Origin of the sequence: Micromonospora sp. NPDC050695 (assembly GCF_040654415.1) — a bacterium.
Classification (GTDB): domain Bacteria; phylum Actinomycetota; class Actinomycetes; order Mycobacteriales; family Micromonosporaceae; genus Micromonospora.
The window spans coordinates 123,066-149,038 of record NZ_JBFAHZ010000013.1 but is presented as its reverse complement, the minus strand read 5'-3'; the positions used below and the strand labels follow the sequence as shown (position 1 = coordinate 149,038).

Here is a 25,973-nt window from a genome sequence, read left to right as displayed (position 1 = left end):
CGACCCCCAGCCAGCCACCATTCCACCGCCCGAGTGCGGCCGGTCACAGCCCACAACCCCCACCACCGGACAAACCACCCACCCCGACGCGACCGGCCACGACCCCACATCGGGCAATCACCGGGTGATCCACTCAGGTTCAGCGAAAACGCGGTATCCGGGACGGGGTGACACCCCAGGTTCATTGATGCCGAGTTGATCGCAACGTCGGGCTGGGCATACAGGACGGGCTGGCGCCCGTCGGATCAGGTCCGACGGGCACCAGCCCCAGGTGAAGTCCGGGCACTGCCCGGTGGTGACACCGATTAGTGCGCAGCCCCGCCGAAGCGCTGGCGGCGACGCCAGGCCAGGGTCAGCAGCAGCATGATCGCGCCCGCGCCGACCAGGCCGCCGCCGAGCTTCATGGGCGTGCCGATGCTGTCACCCGTGACGGGCAGCGGCTGCTTCTTGTGCAGCACCCGCAGCTCGGTGCTGGCGGTCCGGCCGGATTCCCGACCGGTGGCGGTGAAGGTCAGCAGACCCGTCACCGACGGCTTGTAGCTCTTGGTGAAGCGACCCTGGGCGTCGGTGAACGCCGTGAAGCTCAGCGGGGCGCTCGCCTGGTAGGCCACGGGTGCCATGGCGACCGTCGTACCGTCGCTGCGCCGCGCCGGCGCCTGGCCGGCCGCCGGAGCGGCCAGCGGGGTCACCGACACCACGATGTCGACAGTCTCGTTCGGACCGAATCCGGTGCCGGTCAGCACGACCGTCTCGCCGAGGAAGATCGTCGGTCGGTTGACGGTCAGCGAGGCGGCGGCCGGCGGATACGGCGGCGGCTGGGGCGGGTCTGTGGTCGCGCTGGGCGCCGGCTGCGGCTGTGCCGCCCCCGCTGCCGTCGGCACGGCCACCACGGCCAGGCCGACCGTGAGCGCCATGATGATGCGGGATAGCCGCATGATTGGTTCCCTCCTACTGGTCACAGCTTGGTGCGGAATGAACTTGGGTGGTCCACGGGCTGGCGGTGGGGGTCAGCCACAGCTCGGCTCGCCCGACGCCGGTCTTGGCCGTCAGCACGGTGGCCTCCAGCACCCGTTCGGAGCCGGGGCCGACGTCGACGTTGGCCGTGGCGACCTGTCGGCGACGTTCGGTGCCGCTGCCAAGCGCCGTCTGGACTCCGTCGAGCCGGCCCTCCAGCACCGCGCCCCCGGCCGGGCTGAAGATCGACACCAAGGTGCGAGCGGTGTACGGATCGCCGGCCAGGCCGAGGCCGAGTACCGACTCACTGAGTCCGGACTTCGGCGCCGTCGAGCGCAGGGTCACCCGCAGTCGGAGCTCACGGCGACCGTCGGGTCGGCATTCGCCGACTGTCAGGTTCGCCGTCGGCCGCAGGTAGTAGCCGAGCTTCGCGCCGCTGCCGTCGTTGAGGAACACGCCGACCGTCGGCACGGTGTCCTGTTCCGGAAGCGTCCCGGCCATCCGGCTGTCGCCGAATGTCCGCTGTTCTTCAGGTCGGGCACTCCAGAACAATATCCGGCGTTCAGTGATAGCACGGTCAAATGCGGACAACAACACCCGTGGGTTGACATTCTTCTTGAAAAAGGCGTCAAACACCGCAGCGGCCGACGCCGCGAAGAAGTCGTCCTGTTGCTTCACGTTCAGCCGCTGGTAGCTGTCGTTGAGCAGGGTCTGCACGACCTTCTCGCTGGCCAGCGGGACGCCACCGGGCACCAGCACCGGACCGGTCGCCTTGAGCAGGTACGACAGCACCACCGGGTCGACGGCGAGCACGCCGTCGACGGTGGTGCCGGTCTTACGCCGGAACATCTCCCGGTACAACGCGGCGGCGGTCGGGAAGTGCGGGGTCAGGTTGACGTCGGCGGGATAGATGCCGGGCAGGTCGGTCCAGAGTGCCCGGGTCTCGGCCGGCAACTTCAACGCCGGCGTGAACTGGCCCAGGGACGCACTGCTGCCCTGCGCCCCCATCTGGACCGTGCCGTTCTCGGCCTCGATCATGGCGTACGCGCCGAACATGCCGCCGGTGGCCCGCAGCTCGGCCAGGTTCTGTGAGACCAGCAGGTAGCGTCGCGGGCCGTTCGCGCCGAGCAGTGGCGGCAGCAGCCGGGCTCCCTGGTCGGCGGCCGTGGTGAGGCTGGCCAGGCGGTCGATCTCGGCCCGCAGGTCGGTGAGCGCCTGGCGGATCTGGTTGACCAGGCGGTCGGCGGGCACCACAGCCAGGTCCCGGCGGGTGCGCTGCACCGCCTCGCTCACCCGGGACAACTCGGCGGAGACCGAGGTCAGCCGGGCCAGATCCAGTCGGCCGCCGGACGGCACGAGGCTGGTCAGGTCCGTCCGGAGCAGGGCCGGGAACGCCTGCCGGGCCAACTCGTCGATGGCGACCGAGATCTGGCGGACCGCGTCGAGGTCGTCGCCCGCGATCGGGGTACGCCGGGCGAGCGCCCAGCCCGGGTCGGCGGTCGCGGCTCGGGCCGCGCCGGACTGCTCCTGAAGGGCGGCGAGGGTTCGCAGGGCACGGTCGGTGTCCCCGCCGACGACCTGGGCGCTCAACTCGCGGGCGAGGCCAGCGGCGTTGAGCAGGTGGGAGCGCGCCTGCCAACCACGGAAACCGATCCACCCTCCGATCGTCAGCAGCAGCGAGCAGACCACCAGGGCGCCCAGCAGCGCCCGTCGCAGTCGCGCGCGTCGCCGGCGCCGGGACCGGCTGCGCCGCCGGTGCGGTCGTTCGCTCTCCGTCACACCACTCTCCATCCCAGGAACCGGACAGAAGATCCGATTTCCCCTGACCGTTCTTAGCACGCAAAGCGCCATCCCGTACCGTTTTGGCGCTTCTCGTCCTTTAAGCGAATTTCATTCGTGAGGCGGTTGGTTCCGCGGCGCGGCCCGCCGCCTCGTGCAGCAGCCGCTCGATCTGGTCGACGCCGGCCGGCAACGACATCTCCCGCAGGTACGCCTCGCGGCCACGGCGACCCATCTCGACGCGTGCCGGGGCGGGGATGGTCGCGGCCAGCCAGAACCGGTCGGCCAGCGCGGCCCAGTCCTCGGGCGGGCAGGACAGTCCCGCCCGGGCCCGTTCGACCAGCTCGGCGGTGTCTCCCCCGGCCGAGGCCACCACGGGCGCGGCGCAGGAGAGCGCGGCCTGCAGCTTGCCCGGGACCATGCCCCGCAGCTCCGGCAGATCGCGCAGCATGACCAGCTGGTAGTCGGCGGCGGCGTACAACTGCGGCATGTCGACCGGCGAGCGCCGCTCCACGAAGCGGATGTTCTCCGCGCCCAGCTCGGCGGCGAGCCCCCGCACCCGCCGCTCCTCGGCACCCGAACCGACCAGGACCAGATCCATCGTCCGGTCCAACGCCGCGGCCGCCCGTACCGCCGTCTCCAGCCCCTGTCGGGCGCCGATCGTGCCGGCGTGCATCACCACGCACCGTCCGTCGCGGCGGACCAGTTGGCGGGCCGCGGCGTCCGGCGTCGCCGGGTGGAAGATCCGTTCGTCGGTCCAGTTCAGCACCACCCGGACCCGGGACGGATCGGCGCCGGCGGCGACCACCAGGTCCCGCATCGACGGCGCGGCCACCGCGACCCGCGCGGCGGACCGGTAGATCCGGGTCATCGCGGTGGACATCCGCGTCGCCCACCGTCCGTCGCCCGCCTCGCCGTCGCCGTCGCGCGCCCAGACGTCCTGCACGTGCACCACCGCCGGAACCCGCCCGAGCAGTCGCAGCACTCCGGCCGCGGCGAACGTGGTGGCCGGCAGTTGGAAGACGTAGAGCGCGTCGACATCGCCGAGGACCCGGCGCGCGGTCATCGTCGCGCTGCCCGCGAAGGACAGGTAGCTGGCCATCCGCGCGCCGGTGGACGTGCCGGCCCCCGTGTACCTCGGCACCCGCCGGACGGTCAGCCGTTCGCTGTGCGTCTCGTGGTGCCACCGCTGCCGCCAGCCGGGGTAGACGTGCCCGCCGGGATAGTCCGGGAAGCCGGTGAGCACCCGGACCTCGTGCCCGCGGGCGGCGAGGGCCTCGGCGAGGCTGCCCGGGATGAAGGCCGGCTCGGGCGGGAAGTGGTACGACAGGATGCCGATCTTCACCGGGGCACCGCCGTCCACCACGGATCGGCCCCGGTCGGCGCGGCAGCACGTCCGGCGGGCAGCCGGCCCGCGTACGATGCCGACAACCCCTCCCCGCGCGGCCACCGGCGTCGACGCACCGCCCTCGCGGTGCGGCCGGCCGTGTCCGCACCGACGGAAGGGGCCACCATGGCCGACCGTGTGCTGTTCGTCTGCCACGCCAACCTGTGCCGATCGCCGATGGCCGAGTACCTGGCCCGCCGGCTGCTCGCCGACCAGCCGGTCGCGCTGTCCAGCGCCGGCACCGACGCGATGGACGGGCTGGCCATGCACCCGTACGCCCAGCGGGTCGCGGCCGAGGGCGGCGCGGACCCGGCGGAGTTCCGCAGCCGGACGCTGCGCGCCGAGTACCTGACCGACGCGACGCTGGTGCTGACCGCGACCCGGCGCCAGCGATCGGTCTGCACCGCGCTGGCACCGGCGGCGCTGCACCGCACGTTCACCATGCTCCAGTTCGGCCGGCTGGCCGCGGCGGCCGAGCCGGCCACCGAGCGGGCCGACGACCCGTTGGGGGCCGCGATCGCCGCCGCCACCCGCGCCCGGGGGCGGCTGCAACCCGCCGCCCCCGACGCGGATGACCTGCGTGATCCGATCGGCGGCACCGCCGCCGACTTCCGACGGTGCGCGGAGGAGATCGAACGGGCGTTGCGACCCCTCGCCGCGCTCATCGGGGCAGCCGGGTGAGCTCCTGGGTGCGGTCGCTGACGCCGTTGACCCCGCTGCCCTCGCTGTGCCTGGCCGCCGACCTGACCCGGTCGGTCGGCACCGACGGCGTGGCCGTCGAGGCGACCACCCGGTAGGCCTCGTACTGGTACGCCTCGGCCTTGGCCACCTTGGCCATGTTCAGCACGCAGCCGAGCAGCCGCACCGACACCGAGTGCAGCGAACGGGCCGCCGCGGCCACCTGGGTCCGCGACGTACGACCCTGCTGGCTCACCAGCAGCGCGCCGTCGGCCTGGACGGCCACCACGACACCGTCGGTCACCGCGAGCAGTGGCGCGGTGTCGATGATCACGATGTCCGCCGACTCGCGCAGGGCGAGCAGCAGGTCGGCCATCGCCTTGGAGCCGAGCAGTTCGCTCGGGTTCGGTGGCGCCGAGCCGCTGGGCAGCACCAGCAGCGACTTGTCGCCCCAGCGCTGCACCACGTCACCGACCTGGACGTCGCCGACCAACACGTCGGTGAGCCCGACCCCGGCGTCCATGCCCAGGTACTCGTCGATCTTCGGGCGGCGCAGGTCCGCGTCGACCAGCAGCACCCGCCAGCCCGCCTCGGCCAGCGCGATGGCCAGGTTGCAGGAGAGCGTGGTCTTGCCCTCTCCCTGCAGGGCGCTGGTCACGGCGATGACCCGGGCCGGCTCGTGCACGTCGACGAAGCGCAGGTTGGTGCGCAGTTTGCGGACCGCCTCGGCGCGCGCCGAGGTCGCGGCGTCGCCGACGATCAGCGGCGCGGTGCGGGCGCTGCTCTCGAACGGGATCTCACCGAGCAGCGGGCTGCCGGTGGCCCGTTGCAGCCCGGCGGCGTCGCGCAGCCGGACGTCGGCCACGCCGCGCAGGATCGCCAGGGCGACGCCGAGCACCAGGCCGAGCAGCCCGCCCAGGGTGAGGTTGCGGGCCGGCTGCGGCGATACGGGGCTGGCGCTGACCCGGGGGCCGCTCACCACCTCGATCTTGATCGGAGCCTTGCCGTCGGGTGGCGTCTCGACCTTCTGCACGAGTTCGACGAACTTCGCGGCCAGGGTCTCGGTGACTCGCAGGGCCCGGGTCTGGTCGGTGTCGGTCACCGACGCGCGCAGCAGGACGGTGCCGGTCTCGGTGGAGGTCGCCACCCGGTGCTGCACCTCGTCCGCGGTGAGCCCGACCGGGGTCTCGGCCACCACGCTCTGCGCCAGCCGGTCGCTGGTGAGCAGGTCGGCGTACGACTTGACGCGCTGCTGAAGGAAGAGGCCGCCCTGATAGGCGTCGCTGATGCCCTGGTTGGGGGTGGTGACGAAGAACGTCACCGAGGCGACGTACCGGGGTTGGGCCCGTACGGTCACGAACGCCGAGAGACCCAGGGCGACCATGACCGTGACCAACACGAGCCACCAGTGCCGACGTACGTGCCGCAGTTGGCGGAGCAGGTCCATCAGGAGCGCCTCCGTGCCGGTCCGGTTACGCCAAAGAACTTCACGAAAACCCCCAAGGTCGTCTTAAACTCGTGAAACCATTAAAGCTGCCCATACGGCTTATGTCCGGAGTTATGTACTTTCAGCGGCGAACATGTGTGCCCGCATGACCAACCCGACAGAAGGCCATTCGGCAGCGGCGATATCCGGGAAAAGTCGACAACCGATCGGCCGGCCCCCCTTCCGCCCCGTGGTCGCGGCGACGCGCGGTCCCGGATAGGGTCGACAGCGGTGTGCCGGGAAGTCTGGTCGGCGAGTGGATTCCTGCCGTCCCCACACCCGAGGTGAGCCGCACACATGGCCGACCACACCCCACCGTCCGACCGGTTCCGGCTCTTCTCGCGATCGTCCTGGCCGGAGGCGCGGCACCTGGCCGACGTCCTGCGGACCGAGACCGTCGGCGGCGCGCTGCTCCTGCTCGGCGCCGTGCTCGCGCTGATTTGGGCGAACTCCCCCTGGGTCGACTCGTACGTCCGGCTCGGCGACTGGGTGCCCTGGCCCGGCGGGGCGCGCTGGCATCTCGACCTGTCCATGGCCACCTGGGCCGCCGACGGCCTGCTGGCCGTCTTCTTCTTCGTGGTGGGGCTCGAACTCAAGCGGGAGTTCGTCGTCGGCGAACTGCGCGACCCGCGGCGTGCCGCGCTGCCGGTGGTGGCCGCGCTCGGCGGCATGCTGCTGCCCGCGCTGATCTACGTGGCGGTCGTGCTGGCCGGGGGTGGGCCGGGGCTCCGCGGCTGGGCGATCCCGACCGCCACCGACATCGCCTTCGCCCTCGCCGTGCTCGCGGTGGTCAGCTCACACCTGCCCCAGGGCCTACGCGCCTTCCTGCTCACCCTCGCCGTGGTCGACGACCTGTTCGCGATCACCATCATCGCGATCTTCTACACCGCCGAGTTCCATCCCGTACCGTTGCTGGCCGCGCTGGTGCCGATCGGGCTCTTCGCGCTGCTGGTGCGACGCGGACGCACCTGGTGGTGGGCGCTGATCCCCCTCGCGCTGGCCGCCTGGGCGCTGGTGCACGCCTCCGGGGTGCACGCCACGGTGGCGGGCGTCCTGCTCGGCTTCACCGTGCCGGTGCTGGCGCGCCGCCGCGGCACCGGCGACGCCTCGACCGCCGCCCCACCGGCCGACGCCGACACCGACGCCGGTGGCCTCGCCGCGCACCTGGAACACCGGTGGCGGCCGGTGTCCGCCGGATTCGCGGTGCCGATCTTCGCCCTGTTCGCGGCCGGCGTCACACTGCGCGGCACCGACGTGGGCGCCCTGCTGACCGACCCGGTGGTGATCGCCATCGTCGCCGGCCTGGTCCTCGGCAAGAGCGTCGGCATCTTCGGCTCGACCTACCTGCTGGCCCGCTTCACGCGCGCCGAACTGGACGAGGACATCAGGTGGGCCGACCTGCTCGGCATCGCGCTGCTCGCCGGTGTCGGCTTCACCGTGTCGCTGCTCATCGGCGACCTGGCGTTCGGCGCCGGCAGCGTCGCCGACGACCGGGTGAAGACCGCCGTGCTCGCCGGGTCGGTGATCTCCGCCGGGCTGGCCGCCGTCGTGTTGCTGCGCCGCAACGCCGCGTACCGCCGGGTGGCCGAGCGGGAGCGGTTGGACGCCGACGGCGACGGCGTGCCGGACGTCTACCAGCGCCCCGCCGGCCGCTGACCGGGTCGCGGGCTCAGCGACGGCGCTCGGCGGGCGGCTGCTCCTCGGTCTCCTCGGCCAGCGCCTCGGCCGCCGGTGCCGTGAGGTCGTCGCCCGGCACCGCCACCGCCTCGGCCTCGTCCTGCTCGTCGGGCTTCCCGCCGGGAGGCGGCTCGGGCGCGGTGGCGCCGCCGGAGTAGCCGTACTCGTTGGGTTCGTCGTGCCGGCTCATCTCGTGATCCTCCCGCTTTCGCCCGTTTCGCCTCTCACCGCCAACGGTAAGTGGTGATCGTTCGTGGCGCAGGACGCCGACGATTGTCCACCCGACCACGGCGGCGTGGTGCCCAGCGCCGCCCCGAGCAGTTGGCGCAACGCGACGATCACCGCCACGCCGGCCAGATCGGTCCAGCCCGGTCCGCCGGCGAGCCGGAGCAGGGCCGCCGCGGTCAGCAGATCCAGCAGAATCCGGATCGCGGCGCGGCCGGCACCCGTGAGCAGCACGGTCACCACACCCACGACCAGAGCGAGCGCGGTGACCGCCACGGCCAACGCGCCTGTCACGACCGGCGCTCGCCCTCGGCCACCTGCCGCTGCTCCTGGCGGATCTCCCGACCCAGGAAGTAGTTCAGCGCCGTCCGGATCGTGGCGATGGCCGCCAGCTGGCCGATCTGGGCGAACGACGGCGACACGGCCGTCCGCAGCACGTCGGCCGCCAGTTGGAACTCCAGACCCAGGGTCAGGAACCGGCCCAGGCTCAGCCGGATCGGAGTGAAGACAGCGGCGGTGCGATGTCGCAGCCCCTCGACCACGAACCGCACCGCCGCCCAGACCGCACCCACGAAGATCACCAGAGCGCCGGCGACCTCCACCACGGCGACCAGCACCTCGTCGCCGTGGCGCAACAGCTCCGCCGGCCCCACCCCGGGCCGTTACCCGCGCACGCAGCGGCTAGTCGACACTCAGGTCAGCTCGTTCACCGCCTCGAGGATCAGCCAGAGACCGGAGATGGCGAAGAGGATCGCGGCGCCGTACCTGATGGTCTTCTCCGGCAGCCGGCGGCCGAGCATCCGGCCGACCAGGATGGCCAGGGCGTCCGCCGCCACCATGCCGATGGTGGAGCCCAGCCAGGTGCCGAACCAGCCGTACTTGGTGGCCAGGGTGATCGTCGCGAGCATGGTCTTGTCGCCCAGCTCGGCCAGGAAGAACGCCACCGACACCGCCACCAGCGCGGTCCTGTTCGTCTTCTCCGCCTTGCGCTTCTCCTCGTCGGTGAGCTTGTCCCCCCGCAGGGTCCACGCGCCGAAGCCGAGGAACGCCACACCGGCCACCAGCGAGATCCACTCGGTGGGCAGCACCGCCCCGAGACCCGCGCCGATCGCGACCGACGCCAGGTGCACCACCGCCGTCGCGACGGTGATGCCGATCAGCACCGGGATCGGCTTGAACCGCGTGGCGAAGGTCAACGCCATCAACTGGGACTTGTCCCCCAGTTCGGCGACGAAGATGACGCCGAAGCTGACAACCAGCGCGGCGAGAAATCCCTCCATGACATCCTTCCCGTTTTCACACCGGGAGGAGGTACAGGGGCGCCCTCGACCCGGCTGCAACAGCCTGAGTCGAAGGTCTCGCCCGCCCCGGAGACCGGGGCCGCGTGGCCGGATGCGGAACGCACCAGTATGTCGACCACGACATTGGGGGCTACTCCCCTTCGCGTGACCAACCCTATCGGATCACCCCGGAGACCGCCCGGGGTGGGTGAACAGGCTCACCGAGCCCGGGCCAGCGTGACCCCGAACAGCCCGTCCGGGTCGGTCCAGAACTCCGCCACGGTGAAGCCCGCCGTACCCAGCTCCGCGGCGATGCCCGCCGGACGGAACTTCGCCGACACCTCGGTGCGCAACTCCTCCCCCGCCGCGAAGTCCACGGTCAGGTCCAGCACCCGCACACTCATCGGCCGGGTCGCGCGCAACCGCATCTCGATCCACTCGTGGTCCGGGTCCCAGAGGGCGACGTGCTCGAACGCGGCCGGGTCGAAGTCGGCGCCCAACTCCCGGTTGATCACGCGCAGCACGTTGCGGTTGAACTCGGCCGTCACCCCGGCCGCGTCGTCGTACGCGGGCACGATCACCGACGGATCCTTGACCAGGTCGGTGCCGAGCAGCAGCCAGTCCCCGATCTCCAGCGCGGTACGCATGGCGCTCAGGAACTCGACCCGCTCGGCCGGCAGCAGGTTGCCGATCGTGCCACCGAGGAACACCACCAGCCGCCGGCCACCGGTCGGCAACCGGTCGAGCTGGCGGGTGAAGTCGCCCACGATGCCCCGCACCCGCAGGCCCGGATAGTCGGCGGCGATCTGCGCGGTGGACGCCAGCAGCGCGCTCACCGACACGTCGAGCGGGACGAACGTGCCCAGCCCGCCCCGGCGGGTGAACGCGTCCAACAACAACCGGGTCTTCTCCGACGAGCCGGAGCCCAACTCGATCAGGGTCTTGGCGCCGGTCAACGCCGCGATGTCGGAAGCGTGTTCGGCCAGCACCGTCCGCTCGGCCCGGGTCGGGTAGTACTCGGGCAGGCGGGTGATCTCCTCGAACAGCTCACTGCCCCGCGAGTCGTAGAACCATTTCGGCGGCAGCCACTTCGCCTCGGCGGTCAACCCCGCCCGGACGTCCTCGCGCAGGCCACGCTCCACGTCCTGCTGCTCAAGGTAGATCTCCAACGGTTCCGCGGTCATCGGCCCTGCCTCTCTGCTCAGTCCACACTCGGATGCCCGACCGGTGCAGCTCACCGGGTCGGCAGTGGGCGTACCCGCACCTCGTTCACGGTGGCGACGACCAGGTGCCCCTCGGGCACCGGCCGCCATCCCGGGTCGTCGTCGTGCGGCTCGGAGGCCACCAGCACCGAGCCCTGCGCCGCGCGCACCGACAGCGCGTGCCCGGCCGCGCTGGCCACCACCCGCCGCCCGTCGGTGAGCAGCAGGTTCAACCGCGACCCCGGTGCCGCCGCGGCGACCTCGGCCACCGTCCGGGCGACCGCCTCCGCCGGGTCGTCGCCGGCGCGCAGCCGATGCCGCACCAGCGCCCAGAGCAGCGCCGAGTCGGTGGCGGCGTCCAGGGTCAGCAGGTCGCGCACCGGCAGCGTGGCGGCGAGCGGCACCACGGCGTCCGGCCAACCACGGATGACACCGTTGTGACTGAACAGCCACCGGCCCTGGGCGAACGGCGCGGCGGCGCCGTCGAGCACCGCCATCCCGACGGTGGCCGAACGGACCGCCGCGAGAACGGCGCCCGCACGGGTCACCGCCGCGAGATCCGCGATCGTCGGATCACTCCAGATCGGCTGGGCCCGCCGGTACCGCACCGGCTCGCCGTCGCCCGGATACCAGCCGACACCGAAACCGTCCGCGTTGATCGTGCCGCCGCCGCGCATGTCGCGCGGCGCCCAGGACTGGCGCGCCAACGAGTACACGGGGTCGAACAGCAGCTCGGCCAGGGTGACCGGCGGACCCAGGTAGGCCAGGTGACGACACATCAGCGAACCCCACCCACCGGCGGGCCGGACGCGGGGCGGCTCACCGGTGCGACTCATCCGGCCGGGCGTCTCGGGCACACCGAAAGCCGCTGAAGATCTGCCGGCGGATCGGATAGTCCCAGTTGCGGAAGGTGCCCCGGCAGGCCGACCGGTCCGTGCCGAACGAGCCGCCGCGCAACACCCGGTAGTCGTCGCCGAAGAAGACCTCGGAGTACTCCCGGTAGGGGAACGCGGTGAAGCCCGGATGCCCCCGGAAGGTCGTCGACGTCCACTCCCAGACGTCGCCGATCAGCTGGTGCACGCCCAGCGGTGAGGCGCCCGCCGGGTACGCGCCCACCGGGGCCGGCCGCAGGTGACGTTGATCGAGGTTGGCGTGCGCCTCGGTCGGGTCGTCGTCGCCCCACGGGAAGCGGCGGGACCGGCCGGTCGCCGGATCCCAGCGGGCCGCCTTCTCCCACTCCGCCTCGGTCGGCAGCCGTTTGCCGGCCCACGCCGCGTACGCCTGGGCCTCGTAGAAGCACACGTGCACCACCGGCTCGTCCGGGCGGACGCGGTCCCACCGGCCGAAACGCCGGTACGACCAGCCGTCGCCGTCGCGGTGCCAGTGCATCGGGGCGTCGAGCCGCTCCTGGACCCGGTGCGCCCAGCCGGCCGGGCTCCACCAGCGCGGGTCGGTGTAGCCGCCGTCGGCGATGAACGCCTCGTACTGACCGTTGGTGACCGGCGCGGCGTCGATGACGTACGCCGGCAGGTCGACACGGTGGGCGGGACGCTCGTTGTCCAGAGCCCACGGGTCGGTGTCGGTGCCCATGGTGAACACACCGGCCGGGACCAGCACCTCGCCGCTGACGCTGGCGGTCGGCTCGGGCGGCGCCGGGGCGTGCAGCACCGCCGACCCCGCCCGCAGCTGGTGGGTGGCGAGCATCGTCTCGTCGTGCTGCTGCTCGTGCTGGACGATCATCCCGAAGGCGAAGCCGTCGGCGACCAGCGGACGCTCGGTGAACCGCACCGCGTCGAGCAGGTCGTGCACCTTGTCGCGGACGGTGCCCAGGTAGGCGCGGGCCTCCGCGGGGGGCAGCAGGGGCAGCGCGGGGCGGTCGCGGCGGGGCTGCTTGAACGCGTCGTACAGCTCGTCGATGTCGCGCCGGACCGGCTCGCGGCCCCCGACGTCCCGGACCAGCCAGAGCTCCTCCTGGTTGCCGACGTGCGCCAGGTCCCAGACCAGCGGCGACATCAGCGGCGAGTGCTGGCGCATCAGGTCGGCGTCGTCGACCGCCTCGGTCAGCAGCGTGGTCCGGGAGCGGGCCCGCGCCAGCTCCGCGGCGATCCGGCCGCGCAGCCGCTCCCCGTCGGTGTGTCCCGTCGTGCTCGCGGTCACCGGTCTCCCCTCTCCGCGGCGGAGAGCCGCCGCCGAATGCCTCGTGCGATGTCGTCGTGGGTGTCGGCTGGCAGGTCCAGCCGGGGCAGCCCGGCCAGGGCCAGGTCGAGCAGCCCTGTCGCGGCGGTGCCCAGCGCCGCGTCGGCCAGCCCGTGCCGGGCGGCCGTCGACCAGCGGTGCGCCACCGGCGCGGCGATCGTGTACGCCGCACGCACCGTGCCCGGATCGGCGAACAGGGCGGTCAGCACCGCCAGCGGAAGCCGCCAGTCCGCGCCGGGCTGGGCGTCCAGGTAGCGCAACTCGAGGTAGCCGCGTGGGCGTACCGGTGGGAAGAGGGTGCTGACGTGGTAGTCGAGGTCGTCGGTGGTGGGTGGGCGGGGCAACGCGCCATCGAGCCAGTCGGCGAAGGTGACCCCGGGCGGGGCGGCCCAGTCCGGCCCGTGCCGGCGCAGGCAGAGCAACGGCGCGGCGAGCACGTACCGGATCCAGGTGTCGGTCGGGTCGTCGGCGGCGGTGCCGGCGGTCCAGACCGGGCGGGTGCGGGCCGGATCGATGGCCAGCCAGGCTGCCATCCGGGCGGAGGCCCAGCCGGTGCGACGCCCGGCGTGCCGGCTGGCGGAGGCGAACGCCGCGAGCAGCGGCGGGCCGACCGCGTGGGCGGCGGCCCACCGTGCGGCGACCTGGTCCGGTTCGCCGGCGTCGAGGCAGACCTGCAGGCCGGCGGTGCTGTACATCATCGTCCGGCCGGCCGGACCGCGCCGGTCGAAGGCGCCGCGCATGGCGCGGTAACGGGGAGTTTCCACCACCGGGCGGGGCCGTCGGTGCGGGTCGATGCCGCTGCGGCCGAGGACCAGCCCGGCGGCGGCCAGCAGGTCGGTGACCTGGGCGATGTCGGCCTCGGTGGCCTCGATCAGCGTGGCGGTCGAGGAGCGCGGCGGGGTGGAGATCTCGAGCTGGCCACCCGGTTCCAACGTCACCGTGCCGCCGTGTCGCAGCGGCTCGGCCGAGCTGGTCGCGTCCAGGGTGACGGGGCTGTGCCGCCCCAGCGCCGCCCGCAGTCGCGTCGGGGCGACCGGTCGGGCGGGATCGGCGGCGTCGTGCACGGTCCATTCCAGTTCGACGCCGGTGTGCGTGGGTGGGCCGGTCTTGAAGCAGATCCGGGCGAGGTGCCGGACTGCGGCTGCGGACTCGCGCAGAATCGCGCTGCGGTCCAACTCGGGTGACGTCACCACCGGTCGGGGCCCCCTTTTCCGTGAGCCGGCTTCGGGCACTGTGCCACCGTAAACCCGCCCCCCGACACCGTCGGGAGGCGTCCACGGCGCCTCCAACCTCTGTCTAACAGACGAATTTCCCCGGCGCAGGGCGGAACCGGGCCGCGACGGGTCAGTCCCCGGTGGGCCGGCCCTTCGCCGAGTGCGACGGCTTGACCTTCGCCGACCGGGTCGGGGTCGGCGACAGGGTGGACGACGGCGTCGGCGTCGGCCCGGGCACCAGCCGCTGGCAGTACGCGCCGACCTGGCTTACGCCACCCGCGGCGGTCACCAGCTGCGCGAAGGCCGGGGTCCGCAGGGCCTGCTCCCGCTGTTGCGGCTTCTTGGCCTGCCAGGCACGGCACAGCCCGGTCAGCTGGCCGGCGGGGGCCGACCCGGCCGGTGTCGTGCCGGCCGGTGTGGGGCCGGCCGCCGACGCCGTGCCGGTCACCTCCCGGGTGGGCTCGGCGCCGCGGTCGCCGGACGGGCTCGCGCCGGCGTCGGTGGGGCTGGGCCGGGGGCTGCTCGGCACCGGGGGCGCCGGGTCGGGCGCCCGGTGCAGGGTGACGGCGGCGAAGGCGGCGCCCGCCGTGGCGGTGGCCGCCAGCGCGCCGATCCAGGCCACCGCGCCGGTGGTCAACCGGCGGCGGCGCGAGCGGTGGGCCGCGGCGGGCCGCGGGTCGGCCCGGGCGGCCCGGAACGCGGCCAGTGCCGCCTGCTCGCCGGCCAGCTCACCGGGGCGGGCCGGAGCGGCGGCGGCGGCAAGCAGCCGGGCGAGCGGGTCACCCGGGTCGCCGGCGTGGATCGCGGTGGCCGGGTCGGCGGGGATCGCCGAGCGGAGCTGCTCCGTGGTCGGCGTCGGGTCGGTGGGCGCGGCGGCGCGGGCCGCGTCGAGCAGCCCTTCGGTCTCGGCGCGGTCGGCCCGCCGGTCCGGCCGGTTCGGGTTCATCCGGAATCCCTTCACGTCAGCCATCCGCCGGCTCGGCGTGTGACGTCCGAGGGGACCGGCCGCCGCGCGGACGGGGCGGCCGCGCGGCCGCCTCGCCGGTCGGCGCCGCGCCCTCGGCTCCGACCGGCGGGTCGGCGTCGACGGTGGGCGTGCTGGGCTCGGCCGGCCGTTCCAGGAGGGCCGCGAGCCGGCGCAGGCCCCGGTGGGCGGCGGTCCGGACGGCGCCGGCACGGCGACCGAGCACCTGACCGGCCGATTCCGCGTCCAGGCCGATCACCGCCCGGAGCAGGACAGCCTCGGCCTCGCGGGGCGGCAGGGTGGAGATCAGCGCCAGGGCTGCCTCGGTGCCGATCGTCTCGCCGGCCCGCTCGGCGGTGTCCGCGTCGCTGGCCAGATCGGCGAGCGCCTGCACCGGAACCGGCAGCGACGGTCGGCGGCGCAGCTTCCGCAGGTGGTCCATCGCCCGGTTGCGGGCGATGGTGACGGTCCAGGCCCGGAACTCCCCGCCGGTGAAGGTGGGCAGGTCACGGGAGATCTGCAGCCAGGTTTCCGACGCGACGTCCTCGGCGTCCCCGCCGACCACGGCGGTCAGGTAGCGCAGCAGGCCCGGCTGCAGGGTGCGGTACAGGAAGCGGAACGCGTCCTCGTCGCCGGCCTGCGCCGCGGTGACCGCCTCGGTCAGTTCCTGGGTCATCGACGGCCCGCGGGACGCCCGGCCCTGGGCTGCGGCGTCGGAGCACCCGACGTGGCGCGATGCGACGGCCCGACCAGCTCCCGCACCACACCGCCCTCCACCGAAGTTGATCAGATTACGCCCGCGACCGCACTGGCCGGGACGGGGGTCTGGGCCAGCGCCGCGACGGTCGGCTCTCGACGTGTCGACCGGTCGGGGCCACCGGGCGGGGCCCGAGCCGCGCTAACGCTAGGAGCGGACCAACCGGGCGACAAGTCGGCATCGCGTCACGGAAGAGTGACAAATATCAAACCGTCCGGCCGGCGCGTCGTCGTAACGGGCGGTGACCAGGTGACGCTTACCGTGCCCGCGCTTGTTGGTGAGCCTCGCTCGGGGACACGTCGCACGAATGCGTCGGGTTTCGTCACGGCGAGCTGTCGGCCCGTCACAGAGCGACGATGTCGATGGAGGTCAGACCGGAAGGGGCGGCGGTGCGGGCCGTCCGGCGGGTCGGCCGCAGCGCGCCGTTCCGCGCCACTCTAGGTACGGTAATGCTGTGTTGTCATCGGAGGTCGTGCTCAGCGGTCGGTACCGCCTGGACGAACGTGTCGCCACCGGCGGCATGGGCGACGTCTGGCGTGCCTCGGACCTGGTCCTCGGCCGGCAGGTCGCGGTCAAGGTCCTGCTGCCGGCGTTGGTCTCCGATCCCGACTTCATCGCCCGGTTCCGCGCCGAGGCGCGGATCATGGCGGCCCTTCGGCACCCGGGCATCGTGCAGGTCTACGACTGCGGCGAGGACGACCTGCCCGACGGCGGCCGGGCCGACTACCTGGTTATGGAGTTCGTCGACGGCGAGCCGCTGTCCAAGCGGATCGAGGCGGCCGGCCGGCTCGACGTGTCCGAGACGATGTCGATCGTGGCCCAGGCGGCCCACGCGCTGAACGCGGCCCACCTCGGCGGCATCGTGCACCGCGACGTCAAGCCCAGCAACCTGCTGGTGCAGGAGGACGGCACGGTCGTCCTGGTCGACTTCGGCGTCGCCCGCTCCACCAACGTCACCAGCATCACCAGCACCAACGCGGTGCCCGGCACCGCGCTCTACATGGCACCCGAGCAGGCCGCCGGCCGGCCGGTCAGCGGGGCCACGGACATCTACGCGCTGGGCGCCGTCGCCTACTGCTGCCTCACCGGCGGCCCACCGTTCACCGGCGACAATCCGCTCCAGGTCGCCGTCCGGCACCTGGACGACGAGCCGCCGGAGCTGCCGCACGAGATCCCGGAGGCGGTCCGCGCCCTGGTCTCGCGGGCTCTGGCCAAGGATCCACTGGACCGCTTCAGCAGTGGCGCGGCAATGGCCGAGGCGGCCCGGACCGCGGTGACCGGCGGCGAACCACCCACCGCGATGGCGGCGTCCGTGCCGTTGCGCGACGCCGGGCCCGGCACCCGCACCGACGTGCCGGTCGGCGCGGCCGTCGCCCCGGCGGGCCGTCGGCGCGGCCGGCGGGGCGCTCTGGTCGGCGCGGCGGCGACCGTGCTGGTGGCGGTCACCGGCCTGATCGCGGCGCTGGGCGCGGCGGAGAATGCGGACGCCCCGGCGGTCAAGCTGCCCACCACCTCACCGACCGTGGCACCGACCGGTCAGGTGGATGTGCCGGCGGCGAACGATCAGGTCACGGCGGATCCGTCGCGTCCGAACCGGCCGACCACCCATGGGACCAGCCCGTCGGCCACGGTGAGCACGACGCCGAGCACGCAGCCGAGTCAGACGCCCGGCGCGCCGATGCCGTCGACGACGGCGAGCAGCACGCCGACCACGGATGCCCCGTCGAGCGACCCCACCACCCCGTCGCCCGATCCCACCCCGACCACCGCGCCGGCGACGGACCCGGAGGGACCGCCGGGCGGCTGAGCGGGCGACACAGCCGACCCACCAGCACCGATATCCCCAAAACGGACTTACGTCGCCGAATACACCTCTAGGCTCTCCGCAGGTCATTTCCACCGTCTGCTGCGGGAGCCTGCGTGAGCGTGAGCGCTGAGAAGCTGGTCGTGATCGGCCAGGGGTATGTCGGGCTACCGCTGGCCATGCGGGCCGTCGAGGCGGGCCTGAACGTGGTCGGCCTCGACGTCGACACCGACCGGGTGAAGCGGCTCGCCGCGGGCGAGTCGTTCGTCGAGGACATCCCCGCCGACCGGCTGGGCCGGGCGTTGGGCAGCGGCCGCTACCGGCCCAGCTCCGAGTACACCGACGCCGAGGGTTTCGACTTCTGCGTCATCACCGTGCCCACCCCGCTGCGCGACGGCACCCCCGACCTGAGCTTCGTCGAGCAGGCCGGTGTGAGCATCGGGCCGTACGTACGACCGGGCTGCACGGTGATCCTGGAGTCGACCACCTACCCGGGCACCACCGAGGAGTTGCTGCGTCCGCTGCTGGAGTCGGCCAGCGGGCTGCACAGCCCCGGCGACTTCCACCTGGGTTACAGCCCGGAACGCATCGACCCGGGCAACCCGACCTGGCGGTTGGAGAACACGCCGAAGGTGGTGTCCGGTGTCGACCCCACGTCGCTGGCGCGGGTGGACGGCTTCTACCGGCGCCTGGTGGAGCGCACCGTGCCGGTGGACTCCACCAGGGTCGCCGAGCTGACCAAGCTGATCGAGAACACGTTCCGCCAGGTCAACATCGCGTTGATCAACGAGTTGACGATGCTCTCGCATCCGCTGAACATCGACGTCTGGCAGGCGATCGAGGCCGCCGAGACGAAGCCGTTCGGTTTCCTGCCGTTCCGGCCCGGCCCGGGTGTCGGCGGGCACTGCCTGCCGATCGACCCGTGCTATCTGTCCTGGCAGGTCAAGCGCCGCCTCGGCCGGCAGTTCCGGTTCATCGAGCTGGCCAACGACGTCAACCACGAGATGCCCGAGCACGTCGCGCAACGGATCATGGCCGGGCTGAACCGCAGCGGCCGCGCGGTCAGCGGAGCCCGGCTGTTGCTGCTCGGACTGGCGTACAAGAAGAACACCGGCGACATGCGCGACTCCCCCGCCGTCGACGTGGCCCGTCGGCTGCAGGACCTCGGCGCCGAGGTGCACGCGGTCGAGCCGTACGCCGAGGCCCACCAGATCCCCGCCGGGGTGACCGTGGTGGGGCTGACCGAGCGGGAGGTGCGCGCCGCCGACGCGGTGGTGGTGGTCACCGACCACGACACCTTCGACTACGACCTGGTGGTCGAGCACGCCCGCTACGTCTTCGACACCCGCAATCGGTGCACCGGCCCGATGGTCGAGCGCCTGTAGACCCGGCACCGCTGGCCGGTCCGCCGCCAGGAAGATGGCAGGACCGGCCAGCGGATGTCCGTGTGTGCGGCAAGCGGAGGGGGTCACTGGTCGGCGAGTGCCTGCACGACGGGCCGCGCCAGCGCCCGACGGGCTGGCAGCACCGAGGCGAGCAGGGCGGCCAGCACCGCCACGGCGAGGAGCAGTCCGAGCTGGCCGAGCGGCAGCACCACGTGAAAGTCACCGCCGAGGCGGTCCAGCAGCGCCATCGCGGCGGCGCTCACCCCGGTGCCCAGCCCGATGCCGAGCACCGCGCCGACCATCGCCATCAGCACCGCCTCCACGGCGAGCATGGCGCGCATCCGGGCCCGGGTCATGCCGACGGCCCGCAGCACCGCGTTCTCCCGGGTCCGTTCGACCACCGACAGGCTCAGCGTGTTCGCCACGCCGACCAGGGCGATCACCACGGCCAGGCCGAGCAGCGCGGTGACGAACGCCAGCAGCATGTCGACCGTGCCGGTGAGCATCTTCTTGTACGCCCCCTGGTCCATCATGGTGACCGTCGGGTAGGCGGCCAGCACCGCCTCGATGGCGTCGCGGGCCCGGTCGGCGTCGACGCCGGCGGCGGGATCGATCTCGGTCAGGAAGCCGTGCCGGTCGGGAAAGAGCGCGGCGAAGTCCTCGTCGGCCATGTCGATGACGTGCCCGACGGGGGCGGCGCCGGCCACCATGGCGGGCCGGTCGTCGGCGACCACGGCGGCCACCTGGAACCGGCGCCCGCCGACGGTGACCGGTGAGCCGACCGTCCAGCCGTTGGACTGGGCCAACTCCCGGTGCACCAGCACCCGTCCCGGCCCGAGCCGGGTCGCGTCGCCGGCGAGCACACCGGTGATCGTCCGGCCGACCAGCGCCGGGTGGGCGGCGCGGATCTCGATGTCGGCGCTCACCGTGCTGCGTTGTTCGTGCACCACGCCCAGCTCGGGTCGGGCGGCCAGCTCACCGGTCAGCGCGCCGGGCAGGTCCTGACCGATCCCGCTGACCACGAAGTCGGTGCCGACCTCGGCGTCCACGCTGCGTTCGATGCCGTCCTTGGTGCTGCGGGCACCCACCACGAACGCCGACACCAGTCCGATTCCGATCACCAGGGCCGTGGCGGTCGCGGCGACCCGGCGTGGGTTGCGGACCGCGTTGGCCACCGCGAGGGTGGCGGCCGTTCCGAGCAGGCGACGGACCGGCCAACCGAACACCCGGACCAGCGCCGGCACGAGCACCGGTCCGAACAGGACGATCCCGAGGAAGGCCAGCACCCCGCCGGCGGCCACCAGCAGCAGTTGACCGGCGCTGGCGGCACCGGCCAGCGCGGCGATCCCGGCGCCCAGCACCACCGCGCCCGAGATCAGCCGGAGACGACCCGCGCCCCGACTGGGCTGCACCGCGGCGTCGGTCAACGCGGCCACCGGCGCGACCCGGGTGCCCCGCCAGGCCGGGAGCAGGGCGGCACCCACGGTGAGCACGGTGCCCAGCAGCAGAGCGGTCAGCACCGTCGACCCGGTCACCCGCAGCCCGCCGGAGACCGGCACGTCGAGGCGGGTCAACAGCAGCCGCATCCCGCCGGCGAGAGCCACCCCGAGCAGCACCCCGAGCGCGGAGGCGACCGCCCCGACCACCGCCGACTCCAGCAGCGCCGAGCGGAAGACCTGACCGCGGGTGGCGCCGACCAGACGCAGCAGCGCGGTCCGCCGGGTGCGCTGCGCCAGCACGATCGCGAAGGTGTTGGCGATGACGAAACCGGCCACCACCACGGCGACCGCCACGAAGATCAGCAGCAGCATGGTGAACTGGTCGAGACTGCGGACCGCCTCGTCGACGGCCTCGTCGAGGATCTGCTGGCGACCCTTCACGCTGGCGTCGGGGCCGGCGACGGCGCGTACCCGTTCGGTGAGCGCGCTCGCCGCGACACCCGGCCGGGCCGCCACCATGATCCGGCCGTAGCCGGCCTCCCCGGTGACGGCGAGGGCGTCCGGCCCGACCAGGCCGATGAACGGCCCGCCGATGTCCCGCACGGTGCCGGCCACGTCGACGGTGCCGACCAGCGTGTACGGGCGGGCCTGCCCACCGGAGCCACCGATGCGGACCGGCGCACCGAGGGTGAAGCCCTCCCCGGCCACCGTCTCGGCGTCGAGCACCACCTCGCCAGCGCGGTCGGGCAGCCGTCCGGTGACCACGTCGTACGAGCGCAGGGCGGGCTCGGTGGGGATGGCGGCGAGCACGGCGAAGCCGAGCACCGGCCGGCCGTCGGCGCCGACGACCCCGCCGGTGCCGGTCAGCTCCCCGGCGGCGGCGGCCACCCCGTCGACCGCCCGGACCCGGTCGACCAGAGCGGCGGGCAGCGGGCTGGTGCCGGTGGCGTACACGCCCAGGTCGGTGTGCCGGTCGAAGGTGCCGGCCCGCTCGTACGCGCCGGCGCGCATCCCGTCGACGAGGATCAGGGTGCCGGCGATGAACGCGACGCCGAGCACGACGGCCAGCGCGGAGAGCAGCATGCGCAGTGCCTCGGCACGCAGCGAGCGCAGGGTCAGGCGGATCATGCGGGGCTCCCCGGTGGCGGTGCGGATCGGACCCCTCCGACGCTATGGCCGGCACCGGTCAGTCGATCTCCACCTGTGCGCTCGACCTGTGTGCGTCCCGGGTCGCGGTGTGCCCGTCGACCGGTACTACCCAGGTCGTACGCGGGCTCATCCGCCGGGCGTGACCAGCCCGCTCTCGTACGCCAGCACCACCGCCTGGACCCGGTCGCGCAGGTGCAGCTTCGCCAGGATCCGCCCGACGTGGGTCTTCACGGTCGCCTCGGCCACGTGCACCCGGGCGGCGATCTCCGCGTTGGACAGTCCCTGTGCGACGAGCAGCAGCACCTCCCGCTCCCGGTCGGTGAGCTGCGCGAGCCGGGGATCGGCGGTCGGGCCGGCACCGAGCTGCCCGGCGAACCGGTCCAGCAGCCGCCGGGTGATCGACGGCGCCACCACCGAGTCACCCTGGGCGACGACCCGGATCGCGGCCAGCAGCTCCTCCGGCGGGACGTTCTTGAGCAGGAACCCGCTCGCCCCGGCCTGGAGCGCGGCGAACGCGTCCGCCTCGGTGTCGAAGGTGGTCAGCACCAGCACCCGGGGCGGCCCCGAGGGCCGGTCGGCGCAGAGCCGGCGGGTGGCCTCCACCCCGTCCATGGTCGGCATCCGGACGTCCATCACCACGACGTCGGCCTCGGTGCGGGCGAGCACCCGCAGGGCGTCCGCGCCGTCGATGGCCTCCCCGACCACCTCCAGGTCGGGCTGCGAGTCCAGCACCATCCGGAACCCGGCGCGCACCAGCGCCTGGTCGTCCACGATCACCACGCGGATCGTCATGCCGCGATCACCTCCGTTGCGGGATCCGACGGTAGCGGTAGCCGGGCCTCCAGCTGCCAGCCCCCGGATGGCCGGGGCCCGGCGGTGAGGCTGCCGTCGTACACCGTCGCCCGCTCGCGCATGCCGAGCAGACCGTGACCGCCGGACGGCGCCGGGCCGACCACCGGGCGGCCGCGACCGTCGTCGACGGCCCGGACCACGACGGCGTCGGTGGTGTACGTGAGGGTCAGCTCGACGTGGGCGCCGACGCCGGCGTGCTTGAGCGCGTTGGTCAGCGCCTCCTGCACGACCCGGTAGACGGTCAGCTCCAGCCCCGGCGGCAGGACCGGCGGTTCGCCGGTGACGGTGTGCCCGATGCGCAGCCCGGCGCCGCGGAACCGGGTCAACAGGTCGGGCAGGTCGGTCAGGGCCAGCCGGCGGTGCTCCGGGTCGGCGGGCACCCCCGGTCCGCCGGCGCCGGTCGGGCCCGCGTCGCGCAGGACGCCGACCAGCCGGCGCATCTCCTCGAGGGCCTGCCGGCCGGTGTCGGCAACGACCTTCACGGCGGTACGGGCCTGCTCGGGGTCCCGATCGAGCATGAACCGCGCGCCGTCCGCCTGGACGATCATCACGGCCATGCTGTGCGCCACCACGTCGTGCAGCTCGCGGGCGATGCGGGTGCGTTCCTCGGCGACCGCGGCCCGGGACTCGGCCTCGCGCTCGCGTTCGAGGGTGCTGGCCCGCTCCTCCAGACTGAGCACGTAGAGCCGTCGGGTGCGCACGTTCAGCGCGACCAGCCAGACCGCGCCGGTGACCAGCGCGTACCACAGCGCGGTCACCCACCACTGGATGACACCGGGGGTCTGCGCGGCGGCGAGCAGCACGCCCACGGCGGCGACGGCACCGGCGAGCACACCGTCGCGCAGCCGTTCGCCGTACTTCACCACGCTGTAGAGGGCGATGAGGACGGCCACGTCGTAGGCGAGTGGACCCCACTGGGCGATCACCTGCACCAGGGCGAGTGCCGCGACCACCACGGTCACCGCGCTGGGGTGGGTACGGCGGAACAGCAGCGCCGCCGCCATCCCCACGCCGACCAGGGTGGCCCACCAGCCGCCCGGCTGGGCCACCGCGGAGGCCAGGCCGACGAGCGCCACCACGGCGGAGACGGCCACGTCGAAGGCGACGCCGCGCAGCGGGCGACCGAACATCGTGCGTCTCACGGTCACCCAGCGTACGTGTCGAGCGGTACGCGGCTCGTGGCGCGGCCGGTCAGGGTGGGGTGAGTTCGCGCAGGCGGGCGATCTCGACGGCCTGCTCGGTCGCGAGCGAGGTGGCGATCTCGTTGAGGGTCAGGTCGAGGCCGACCGACAGCAGGTCGGTGGCCATGGCCACCGCACCCTGGTGGTGGTCACTCATCATCCGCACGAAGAGCCGGTCGAACTCGGTGCCCCGCGCGTCGGCCAGGTGGCGCATCGCCTCGGGCGACTGCATCCCGCGCATGCCGCCGTGGTCGTGCCCGGGCGCCGACGCGGGCAGGCCGCGGGTGCTGAGCCAGCCGCGCAGCACCGCGATCTCCGGGCCCTGACCGGCCCTGATCCGGTCGGCGTAGGCGCGGATGCGGGGATCGGAGGCCCGCTCGTCGGCCAGCTCGGTCATCTCCAGCGCCTGCTGGTGGTGCGGGATCATCATCTGGACGAAGACGGTGTCCAGTGCGTTGTAGCGGGGCGCGCTGTCGTCGCGTACCTCGTGCGCGGGCCGCGTGACCGCGGCCTCCCCCGGTCGGCCGGGGACGATCACCGGCGGCGGCTCGGGGCCGGTCGGGGTGGGCGAGGCCGGGGTGGGCGAGGCCGGGGTGGGCGACGCCGGCGCTGCGGCCGGACGGGGTGTGTCGTCGGCGGCCCGGACGGCCACCACCACCAGCACCACCAACACGGCCATCGATATGACGACGGTCAGCAACCGGCCGCGTCGGACGGTCATGCCGCACCCCCCTCAGGTCGAGGTCGCAGCGATCTTATCGATTGACGAGTCCGCATTGATGTGACCCGGGTCACATCGATGATCTCCGAGGGTCGGTAAGGTACCGAACATCGCCATCCCCCTTTCGAAGGGCGTCGCCGATGATCAGACTCATCACCCCCCGGCTTCGACAACTCCGGATCGTCAGCCTGGCCGCCGCGGCCCTCCTGCTGACCAGCGTCGCCGTCGCGACGCCGAGCAACGCCCAGGAGGCGGCGCCACCGGCGGCGTCCGCCGCCAGCGACATCCCGGGCGTCGACGAGATCCGCAGCAGCCCCAACCTGCGCCTGATCGCCAACCTGCCCAAGCAGGCCCCGTTCGACACCACGGCGGCACTCAACAGCGACATGGCCTTCCAGGGCAAGTACGCCTTCGCCGGCAACTACAACGGGTTCGTCATCTACGACATCTCCCGTCCCAGCGCCCCGAAGATCACCTCGCAGGTGAACTGCCCGGGTTCGCAGAACGACATCTCCGTCTACGACAACCTGCTGTTCGTGTCCACCGACTCGTCGCGCAGCGACGACTCGTGCGCGAGCGTCGCGCAGCCCGCGTCCGTCAAGGAGTCGTGGGAGGGCATCAAGATCTTCGACATCAGCGACAAGGCCAACCCGCGGTACATCAAGTCCGTGGAGACCGCCTGCGGGTCGCACACCCACACGCTGGTGCCGGGCAAGGACCGCAAGAACGTCTACCTGTACGTCTCGTCGTACAGCCCGCGGGCCGAATTCCCGGACTGCCAGCCGCCGCACGACTCCATCTCCATCGTCAAGGTGCCGGTGAAGAAGCCGACCCAGGCGTCGGTCATCTCGACGCCGAACCTCTTCCCGGACGGCGGCTTCCCGGGCAGCGGGACCGGCTCGGCGACCACCGGTTGCCACGACATCACCGCGTACCCGTCGAAGGACCTGGCCGCCGGCGCCTGCATGGGTGACGGCATCCTGCTCGACATCAAGAACCGGGAAGCGCCCCGGGTCATCACCCAGGTCCGGGACACGGTCAACTTCGCCTTCTGGCACTCGGCCACGTTCAACAACGCCGGCACCAAGGTCGTCTTCACCGACGAGCTGGGCGGCGGCGGGGCGGCCACCTGCAACGAGACCGTCGGACCCAACCGGGGTGCGGACGCCATCTACGACATCGCCGGTCGCGGCAACTCCCGGACGCTGGAGTTCCGCAGCTACTACAAGATCCCGCGCACCAACGCCGACACCGAGAACTGCGTGGCGCACAACGGCTCGCTGATCCCGGTGCTCGGACGGGACATCATGGTGCAGGCGTGGTATCAGGGCGGCATCTCGGTGTGGGACTTCACCGACTCGAGCCACCCCAAGGAGATCGCCTACTGGGAGCGCGGTCCGCTCTCCGCGACCCAGGCCCTCACCGGCGGCGCCTGGTCGACGTACTACTACAACGGCACCATCTACTCCAACGACATCCAGAAGGGCCTGGACGTCCTGGAGCTGAACGACTGGCGGACCTGGACGGCCAACCTGACCCGGTTCCGTGAGCTGAACGTGCAGACCCAGCCCGGTTACCGGAGCCGGTAGAACCGAGGCGCCACCCGGGACCGGTCCCTCGTCGAGGGGCCGGGCCCGGCCACG

23 protein-coding genes are annotated in these 25,973 nt (G+C 73.0%); 5 read left to right on the top strand and 18 right to left on the bottom strand.

Annotation, left to right across the window (positions count from 1 at the left end; translation table 11 throughout):
- Positions 1-305: 305 nt before the first annotated feature.
- The 3 genes from AB0H52_RS13250 to AB0H52_RS13240 form a co-directional block, all read right to left on the bottom strand.
- The gene (locus AB0H52_RS13250) at positions 306-935 is read right to left on the bottom strand and encodes a hypothetical protein (protein WP_357947162.1); all 630 of its coding nucleotides are present in this window, start codon (positions 933-935) and stop codon (positions 306-308) included.
- A 13-nt stretch (positions 936-948) separates the two neighbouring features.
- Positions 949-2,733, bottom strand: a complete 1,785-nt coding sequence (locus AB0H52_RS13245; RefSeq protein WP_225854746.1) for a DUF4012 domain-containing protein — start codon at positions 2,731-2,733, stop codon at positions 949-951.
- Between the two features lie 100 nt (positions 2,734-2,833).
- Positions 2,834-4,078 (bottom strand): glycosyltransferase family 4 protein, encoded by a 1,245-nt coding sequence (locus tag AB0H52_RS13240; RefSeq protein ID WP_151492348.1) that lies wholly within the window; start codon positions 4,076-4,078, stop codon positions 2,834-2,836.
- A gap of 168 nt (positions 4,079-4,246) precedes the next feature.
- Between AB0H52_RS13240 and AB0H52_RS13235 the strand changes: the two genes are divergently transcribed.
- Entirely contained in the window at positions 4,247-4,801 is a 555-nt protein-coding gene (locus AB0H52_RS13235) for a low molecular weight phosphatase family protein (protein WP_151492347.1), read from the top strand.
- Here AB0H52_RS13235 and AB0H52_RS13230 read toward each other — a convergent pair.
- Entirely contained in the window at positions 4,782-6,245 is a 1,464-nt protein-coding gene (locus tag AB0H52_RS13230; RefSeq protein WP_151492346.1) for a polysaccharide biosynthesis tyrosine autokinase, read from the bottom strand. The two genes, AB0H52_RS13235 and AB0H52_RS13230, sit on opposite strands and share 20 nt — an antisense overlap.
- A gap of 336 nt (positions 6,246-6,581) precedes the next feature.
- On the opposite strand from AB0H52_RS13230, the gene nhaA reads away from it, so the two are divergent.
- A complete protein-coding gene (gene nhaA, locus AB0H52_RS13225; RefSeq protein ID WP_151492345.1) occupies positions 6,582-7,940 on the top strand; it encodes a Na+/H+ antiporter NhaA in 1,359 nt (452 codons plus the stop codon).
- A gap of 13 nt (positions 7,941-7,953) precedes the next feature.
- On the opposite strand, the gene AB0H52_RS13220 is transcribed toward nhaA, so the two are convergent.
- From AB0H52_RS13220 to AB0H52_RS13175, 10 genes are all read right to left on the bottom strand, one after another.
- Positions 7,954-8,151 (bottom strand): hypothetical protein, encoded by a 198-nt coding sequence (locus AB0H52_RS13220; RefSeq protein ID WP_151492344.1) that lies wholly within the window; start codon positions 8,149-8,151, stop codon positions 7,954-7,956.
- Positions 8,148-8,462 (bottom strand): hypothetical protein, encoded by a 315-nt coding sequence (locus tag AB0H52_RS13215; RefSeq protein WP_151492343.1) that lies wholly within the window; start codon positions 8,460-8,462, stop codon positions 8,148-8,150. Before AB0H52_RS13215 ends, AB0H52_RS13220 begins: the two co-directional genes overlap by 4 nt.
- Before the next feature lie 14 nt (positions 8,463-8,476).
- Positions 8,477-8,839, bottom strand: a complete 363-nt coding sequence (locus tag AB0H52_RS13210) for a DUF1622 domain-containing protein (protein WP_151492342.1) — start codon at positions 8,837-8,839, stop codon at positions 8,477-8,479.
- Between the two features lie 39 nt (positions 8,840-8,878).
- Positions 8,879-9,466, bottom strand: coding sequence for a TMEM165/GDT1 family protein (locus tag AB0H52_RS13205; RefSeq protein WP_151492341.1), 588 nt, complete (start codon positions 9,464-9,466; stop codon positions 8,879-8,881).
- Between the two features lie 218 nt (positions 9,467-9,684).
- The gene (gene egtD / locus AB0H52_RS13200; protein WP_151492340.1) at positions 9,685-10,650 is read right to left on the bottom strand and encodes an L-histidine N(alpha)-methyltransferase; all 966 of its coding nucleotides are present in this window, start codon (positions 10,648-10,650) and stop codon (positions 9,685-9,687) included.
- A gap of 50 nt (positions 10,651-10,700) precedes the next feature.
- Positions 10,701-11,447, bottom strand: a complete 747-nt coding sequence (egtC, locus tag AB0H52_RS13195; RefSeq protein ID WP_151492351.1) for an ergothioneine biosynthesis protein EgtC — start codon at positions 11,445-11,447, stop codon at positions 10,701-10,703.
- 40 nt (positions 11,448-11,487) lie between these two features.
- Positions 11,488-12,825 (bottom strand): ergothioneine biosynthesis protein EgtB, encoded by a 1,338-nt coding sequence (egtB, locus tag AB0H52_RS13190; RefSeq protein ID WP_357947155.1) that lies wholly within the window; start codon positions 12,823-12,825, stop codon positions 11,488-11,490.
- Complete coding sequence (egtA, locus tag AB0H52_RS13185) at positions 12,822-14,057, bottom strand: ergothioneine biosynthesis glutamate--cysteine ligase EgtA (RefSeq protein ID WP_357947152.1); 1,236 nt, start codon at positions 14,055-14,057, stop codon at positions 12,822-12,824. Before egtA ends, egtB begins: the two co-directional genes overlap by 4 nt.
- A gap of 151 nt (positions 14,058-14,208) precedes the next feature.
- The gene (locus AB0H52_RS13180; protein WP_357947149.1) at positions 14,209-15,048 is read right to left on the bottom strand and encodes a hypothetical protein; all 840 of its coding nucleotides are present in this window, start codon (positions 15,046-15,048) and stop codon (positions 14,209-14,211) included.
- Complete coding sequence (locus tag AB0H52_RS13175) at positions 15,041-15,718, bottom strand: RNA polymerase sigma factor (RefSeq protein WP_357947146.1); 678 nt, start codon at positions 15,716-15,718, stop codon at positions 15,041-15,043. Before AB0H52_RS13175 ends, AB0H52_RS13180 begins: the two co-directional genes overlap by 8 nt.
- Before the next feature lie 535 nt (positions 15,719-16,253).
- On the opposite strand from AB0H52_RS13175, the gene AB0H52_RS13170 reads away from it, so the two are divergent.
- Together AB0H52_RS13170 and AB0H52_RS13165 are read left to right on the top strand one after the other, a co-directional pair.
- A complete protein-coding gene (locus AB0H52_RS13170) occupies positions 16,254-17,606 on the top strand; it encodes a protein kinase (RefSeq protein ID WP_357947143.1) in 1,353 nt (450 codons plus the stop codon).
- 119 nt (positions 17,607-17,725) lie between these two features.
- Positions 17,726-18,988, top strand: coding sequence for a nucleotide sugar dehydrogenase (locus AB0H52_RS13165; protein WP_151492749.1), 1,263 nt, complete (start codon positions 17,726-17,728; stop codon positions 18,986-18,988).
- Between the two features lie 83 nt (positions 18,989-19,071).
- Here AB0H52_RS13165 and AB0H52_RS13160 read toward each other — a convergent pair whose 3' ends face one another.
- The 4 genes from AB0H52_RS13160 to AB0H52_RS13145 form a co-directional block, all read right to left on the bottom strand.
- Complete coding sequence (locus tag AB0H52_RS13160) at positions 19,072-21,555, bottom strand: FtsX-like permease family protein (RefSeq protein WP_151492746.1); 2,484 nt, start codon at positions 21,553-21,555, stop codon at positions 19,072-19,074.
- A 147-nt stretch (positions 21,556-21,702) separates the two neighbouring features.
- Positions 21,703-22,368 carry a response regulator transcription factor gene (locus AB0H52_RS13155; RefSeq protein ID WP_151492745.1) on the bottom strand — a complete coding sequence of 222 codons (666 nt, stop codon included), beginning with the start codon at positions 22,366-22,368 and terminating at the stop codon, positions 21,703-21,705.
- On the bottom strand, positions 22,365-23,576 hold the full coding sequence (locus AB0H52_RS13150) for a sensor histidine kinase (protein WP_151492744.1): 1,212 nt from the start codon (positions 23,574-23,576) through the stop codon (positions 22,365-22,367). Before AB0H52_RS13150 ends, AB0H52_RS13155 begins: the two co-directional genes overlap by 4 nt.
- Positions 23,577-23,619: 43 nt before the next feature.
- Complete coding sequence (locus AB0H52_RS13145; protein ID WP_357947139.1) at positions 23,620-24,330, bottom strand: DUF305 domain-containing protein; 711 nt, start codon at positions 24,328-24,330, stop codon at positions 23,620-23,622.
- 140 nt (positions 24,331-24,470) lie between these two features.
- On the opposite strand from AB0H52_RS13145, the gene AB0H52_RS13140 reads away from it, so the two are divergent.
- Positions 24,471-25,919 carry a hypothetical protein gene (locus AB0H52_RS13140; protein ID WP_151490848.1) on the top strand — a complete coding sequence of 483 codons (1,449 nt, stop codon included), beginning with the start codon at positions 24,471-24,473 and terminating at the stop codon, positions 25,917-25,919.
- The last annotated feature ends 54 nt before the right edge of the window (positions 25,920-25,973 follow it).